Source organism: Pantoea sp. Cy-639, from assembly GCF_011752525.1.
GTDB lineage: Bacteria > Pseudomonadota > Gammaproteobacteria > Pseudomonadales > Pseudomonadaceae > Aquipseudomonas.
Genome location: NZ_VWXI01000016.1, coordinates 136,693 through 142,692 on the forward strand (window position 1 = coordinate 136,693; position 6,000 = coordinate 142,692).

A 6,000-nucleotide genomic window follows, 5' to 3' on the forward strand; every position below is an offset into this window, starting at 1 on the left:
CCGCCGCATCGCCCGCGACAGGGACAACGCCGACTCGACAGGCGTTACTTGTCGGCGTGATACGCCGCGTCGGCCGTTTCGAAACGCGACACCATGCTGCCGCTCGGGCTGCCCAGCTTGCTCACCACGAAGATGGCGAGGCTGGCGAACAGGAAGCCGGGAATGATCTCGTACAGCCCCAGGCCGACGTAGCTCTTCCACAGGATCACGGTCAGGGCACCGACGATGATGCCCGCCAGTGCGCCGTTGCGGGTCATGCCCTTCCACAGCACCGAGATCAGCACCACTGGACCGAAGGCGGCACCGAAGCCGGCCCAGGCATAGGCCACCAGGCCCAGCACGCGGTTCTCGGGGTTGGCGGCCATGGCGATGGCGATCAGGGCCACGGCCAGCACCATCAGGCGACCGACCCAGACCAGCTCGCGCTGCGAGGCGCCCTTGCGCAGGAAGGCCTTGTAGAAGTCTTCGGTCAGGGCGCTCGAGCACACCAGCAACTGGCAGCTCAGGGTGCTCATCACTGCCGCCAGGATGGCCGACAGCAGGATACCGGCGATCCACGGGTTGAACAGGATCTTGGCCAACTCGATGAACACGCGCTCGTGGTTCTCGCTGACCGGGCCAGCCAGGTCAGGGTGCGCCGAGAAGTAGGCGATGCCGAAGAAGCCGACGGCGCAGGTGCCGCCCAGGCACAGGATCATCCAGGTCATGGAGATGCGACGGGCCTTGGCGATCGACTTCACCGAGTCGGCGGCCATGAAGCGCGCCAGGATGTGCGGCTGACCGAAGTAGCCCAGGCCCCAGCCCATCAGCGAGATGATGCCGATGAAGGTTGCCCCCTTGAACATGTCGAAGTGCGCCGGATTGACCGCTTCGATGGCCAGGAAGGTGGTATCGAAGCCGCCGGTGGAGATCAGCACGATCACCGGGGTCAGGATCAGCGCGAAGATCATCAGCGAAGCCTGCACGGTGTCGGTCCAGCTCACCGCCAGGAAGCCACCGATGAAGGTGTAGGCGATGGTCGCCGCGGCACCGGCCCACAGGGCGGTCTCGTACGGCATGCCGAAGGTGCTTTCGAACAGGCGAGCGCCGGCGACGATGCCCGAGGCGCAGTAGATGGTGAAGAACACCAGGATGACGATGGCCGAGATGATCCGCAGCAGCCCGCTGTGGTCTTCGAAACGGCTGGAGAAGTAGTCCGGCAGGGTCAGGGCGTCACCGTTGTGCTCGGTCTGCACGCGCAGGCGGCCGGCGACGAACAGCCAGTTCAGGTAGGCACCGACGGTCAGGCCGATGGCGATCCAGGCCTCGGAAAGGCCGGCGAAGTAGATGGCGCCCGGCAGGCCCATCAGCAGCCAGCCGCTCATGTCGGAAGCGCCGGCCGAAAGCGCGGTGACCACGCTGCCGAGGCTGCGTCCGCCGAGAATATAGTCGGAGAGGTTCTTGGTGGAGCGATAGGCCGCGAAGCCGATCAGCACCATTGCCGCGATGTAGATCACGAAGGTGATCGTAAGTGGATTGCCCATGCGTGTGCCCTGGCGTTGTTTTTATCTCTTGCGACCGCCGTGCCTGACAAACGGTTGCACCCAGGCGGCGCATCCTATGCAACAACCCGAACGAGGTGCAACCATTTTTCATTTGCAAGTTGCACCCGCTCGTGCATTTTCGGAAAAAACCTGCTTTTTGCGCCATTTCGGAGCAAACATTGGCTTTAACAGAAGAAAACGCACCAAGAACGGGCTTTTTTACCCCTCGGAAATATCCTTCAGACGAGTTGCACTTTGGGCACGAAAAATTCGGGTTGCACCCGGTTGCACCCCAATTGTCCTACAGGCTAATCTTGCCGCCAGCTTAGGCCACATCCGTGGCCAATAACGAGGATAAGAAATGGCGACGACCACCCTTGGGGTCAAACTCGACGACCCTACCCGCGAGCGACTCAAAGCAGCTGCGCAGTCCATCGACCGCACGCCGCACTGGTTGATCAAGCAAGCGATCTTCAACTATCTCGAGAAGCTCGAGGGTGGCGCCACCCTGAACGACCTCAACGGCCATGTAGCCAACCTCGGCGACGACGCCGGCGAAGTGCCGGCCGACCACGCCCACCAGTGCTTCCTGGAGTTCGCCGAAAGCATCCTGCCACAGTCGGTGCTGCGCTCGGCGATCACCGCCGCCTACCGCCGTCCCGAGCAGGAAGTGGTGCCGATGCTGCTGGAGCAGGCGCGCCTGCCTGCCGCCCAGGCCGAGGCCACCAACAAGCTGGCCGCAAGCCTGGCCGACAAGCTGCGCAACCAGAAGAGCGCCGGCGGCCGCGCCGGTATCGTCCAGGGCCTGCTGCAGGAGTTCTCGCTGTCCTCGCAAGAGGGCGTGGCGCTGATGTGCCTGGCCGAAGCCCTGCTGCGCATCCCTGACAAGGGCACCCGCGATGCGCTGATCCGCGACAAGATCAGCACCGGCAACTGGCAGCCGCACCTGGGCAACAGCCCGTCGCTGTTCGTCAACGCCGCCACCTGGGGCCTGCTGCTGACCGGCAAGCTGGTCAGCACCCACAACGAATCCGGCCTGACCTCCTCGCTCACCCGCATCATCGGCAAGAGCGGCGAGCCGATGATCCGCAAGGGCGTCGACATGGCCATGCGCCTGATGGGCGAGCAGTTCGTCACTGGCGAGACCATCGCCGAGGCCCTGGCCAACGCCAGCAAGTTCGAAGCCAAGGGCTTCCGCTACAGCTACGACATGCTCGGCGAAGCCGCGCTGACCGAGCACGACGCGCAGAAATACCTGGCCTCCTACGAGCAGGCGATCCACTCGATCGGCAAGGCCTCGCATGGCCGCGGCATCTATGAAGGCCCGGGCATCTCGATCAAGCTCTCGGCCCTGCATCCGCGCTACAGCCGCGCCCAGTACGAGCGCGTGATGAACGAGCTGTACCCACGCCTGCTGTCGCTGACCCTGCTGGCCAAGCAGTACGACATCGGCCTGAACATCGACGCCGAGGAAGCCGACCGTCTGGAGCTGTCGCTGGACCTGCTCGAGCGCCTGTGCTTCGAGCCGTCGCTGGCCGGCTGGAACGGTATCGGCTTCGTCATCCAGGCCTACCAGAAGCGCTGCCCGTATGTGATCGACTATGTCATCGACCTGGCCAAGCGCAGCCGCCACCGCCTGATGATCCGCCTGGTGAAGGGCGCCTACTGGGACAGCGAGATCAAGCGCGCCCAGGTCGAAGGCCTGGAAGGCTACCCGGTGTACACCCGCAAGGTGTACACCGATGTGTCCTACGTCGCCTGCGCCCGCAAGCTGCTGGCCGTGCCAGAAGCCATCTACCCGCAGTTCGCCACCCACAACGCCCACACCCTGTCGGCCATCTACACCATCGCCGGGCAGAACTACTACCCGGGCCAGTACGAGTTCCAGTGCCTGCACGGCATGGGCGAACCGCTGTACGAACAAGTCGTGGGCAAGGTCTCCGAGGGCAAGCTGAACCGTCCGTGCCGCGTGTACGCACCGGTCGGCACCCACGAAACCCTGCTGGCCTACCTGGTCCGCCGCCTGCTGGAAAACGGCGCCAACACCTCGTTCGTCAACCGTATCGCCGACCACTCGATCTCGATCCAGGAACTGGTCGCCGACCCGGTCGCCAGCATCGAGCGCATGGGTACCCAGGAAGGCAGCATCGGCCTGCCGCACCCACGCATCCCGCTGCCGCGTGAACTGTACGGCAGCGAACGGGCCAACTCGGCCGGTATCGACATGGCCAACGAACACCGCCTGGCGTCGCTGTCCTGCGCCTTGCTGGCCACTGCCCACAACGACTGGAAAGCCACCCCGCTGCTGGGCTGCGCCGCCAGTGAGCAAGCCGCCACTCCCGTGCTCAACCCGGCAGACCACCGCGATGTCGTGGGCCATGTCCAGGAAGCCACCGTCGCCGATGTCGACAACGCCATCCAGTGCGCGCTCAACGCCGCGCCGATCTGGCAGGCCACCCCGCCGGCCGAGCGCGCCGCAATCCTCGAACGCGCCGCCGACCTGATGGAAGCCGATATCCAGCCGCTGATGGGCCTGCTGGTACGCGAAGCCGGCAAGACCTACGCCAACGCCATCGCCGAAGTACGCGAGGCCGTGGACTTCCTGCGCTACTACGCGGTGCAGGCGCGCAACGACCTGCGCAACGATAACTGCCGCCCGCTGGGCCCCGTGGTGTGCATCAGCCCGTGGAACTTCCCGCTGGCGATCTTCTCTGGCCAGGTGGCTGCGGCCCTGGCCGCCGGTAACCCGGTGCTGGCCAAGCCGGCCGAACAGACCCCGCTGGTCGCCGCCCAGGCCGTGCGCCTGCTGCTGGAAGCCGGCATTCCTGAAGGTGTGCTGCAGTTGCTGCCGGGGCAGGGTGAAACCGTCGGTGCCGGCCTGGTCGGTGACGAACGCGTCAAGGGCGTGATGTTCACCGGCTCCACCGAAGTCGCCCGTCTGCTGCAGCGCAACATCGCCGGTCGCCTGGACAACCAGGGCCGGCCGATTCCGCTGATCGCCGAGACCGGTGGCCAGAACGCGATGATCGTCGACTCTTCGGCGTTGACCGAACAGGTGGTGATCGATGTGGTGTCCTCCGCATTCGACAGCGCCGGCCAGCGTTGCTCGGCCCTGCGCGTGCTGTGCCTGCAGGAAGATTCCGCCGACCGCGTGATCGAGATGCTCAAGGGCGCCATGGCTGAAAGCCGCCTGGGCAACCCGGAGCGCCTGCCGGTGGACATCGGCCCGGTGATCGACGCCGAGGCCAAGGCCGGCATCGAGAAGCACATCCAGGGCATGCGCGACAAAGGCCGCAGCGTGTACCAGGTAGCCATCGCCGAGGGTGAAGAGATCAAGCGCGGCACCTTCGTGATGCCGACCCTGATCGAACTGGAAAGCTTCGACGAGCTCAAGCGCGAGATCTTCGGCCCAGTGCTGCACGTGGTGCGCTACAGCCGCAAGGGTCTGGACCAGTTGATCGAGCAGATCAATGCATCCGGCTACGGCCTGACCCTGGGCGTGCACACCCGCATCGACGAGACCATCGCCAAGGTGGTGGACAACGTCAACGCCGGCAACATGTACGTCAACCGCAACATCGTCGGCGCCGTGGTCGGTGTGCAGCCGTTCGGCGGCGAAGGACTGTCCGGCACCGGTCCGAAAGCTGGCGGCCCGCTGTACCTGTACCGCCTGCTGTCGACCCGCCCGGCCGACGCCATCGCCCGCCACTTCCAGGCCGACGATGCGCGCAGCCAGGCCGACACCACCCTGCGCGACCAGCAGCTCAAGCCGCTGACCACACTCAAGACCTGGGCGACCAGCAGCCAGATGAGCGACCTGGCCGCGCTGTGCGAGCAGTTCGCCGAGCAGTCGCAGAGCGGTATCAGCCGCCTGCTGCCGGGCCCGACCGGCGAGCGCAACAGCTACACCGTGCTGCCACGCGAGCACGTGCTGTGCCTGGCCGACAACGAAGCCGACCTGCTGGCGCAGTTCGCGGCGGTGCTGTCGGTAGGTAGCGCAGCGGTATTCCAGGACGGTGAGCCGGCCAAGACCGTACGTGGCCGCCTGCCGAAGGAGCTGCAAGCAAAGATCAAGCTGGTGGCCGACTGGAGCAAGGACGAGGTGGCCTTCGACGCGGTGATCCACCACGGCGATTCCGACCAGCTGCGCGGCGTCTGCGAGCAAGTGGCCAAGCGTGCCGGCGCGATCGTCGGGGTACATGGACTGTCCAGCGGTGACCACCAGATCGCCCTGGAGCGCCTGGTGATCGAGCGCGCGGTGAGCGTGAACACGGCTGCAGCGGGCGGTAACGCCAGCCTGATGACCATCGGCTGATCATGTCGAGGTAAAAGAAAAGGAGAGCTTCGGCTTAATGCCAGTCAGTTAAGACTGACGCTTTGAGCTTTAGCCCGTAGGCCGCAAAATCCGATGCTTGGAAACGAGCATCGGATTTTTTATGCGCCTAGCAAAAGCACTGTCCCTCACTCACGAAATGGC

General features: G+C 65.0%; 2 protein-coding genes. One reads left to right on the top strand and one right to left on the bottom strand.

Annotated features, from left to right (window positions below):
- Positions 1–44: 44 nt before the first annotated feature.
- The gene (gene putP / locus F3J43_RS19080) at positions 45–1,523 is read right to left on the bottom strand and encodes a sodium/proline symporter PutP (RefSeq protein ID WP_166890271.1); all 1,479 of its coding nucleotides are present in this window, start codon (positions 1,521–1,523) and stop codon (positions 45–47) included.
- 361 nt (positions 1,524–1,884) lie between these two features.
- Between putP and putA the strand changes: the two genes are divergently transcribed.
- Entirely contained in the window at positions 1,885–5,838 is a 3,954-nt protein-coding gene (gene putA, locus F3J43_RS19085) for a trifunctional transcriptional regulator/proline dehydrogenase/L-glutamate gamma-semialdehyde dehydrogenase (protein ID WP_166890274.1), read from the top strand.
- The last annotated feature ends 162 nt before the right edge of the window (positions 5,839–6,000 follow it).

What these genes read in the sequence shown, in the direction of transcription:
- putP (WP_166890271.1), bottom strand. Translation starts at nt 1,523, where the DNA reads ATGGGCAATCCACTTACGATCACCTTCGTGATCTACATCGCGGCAATG.
- putA (WP_166890274.1), top strand. Translation starts at nt 1,885, where the DNA reads ATGGCGACGACCACCCTTGGGGTCAAACTCGACGACCCTACCCGCGAG.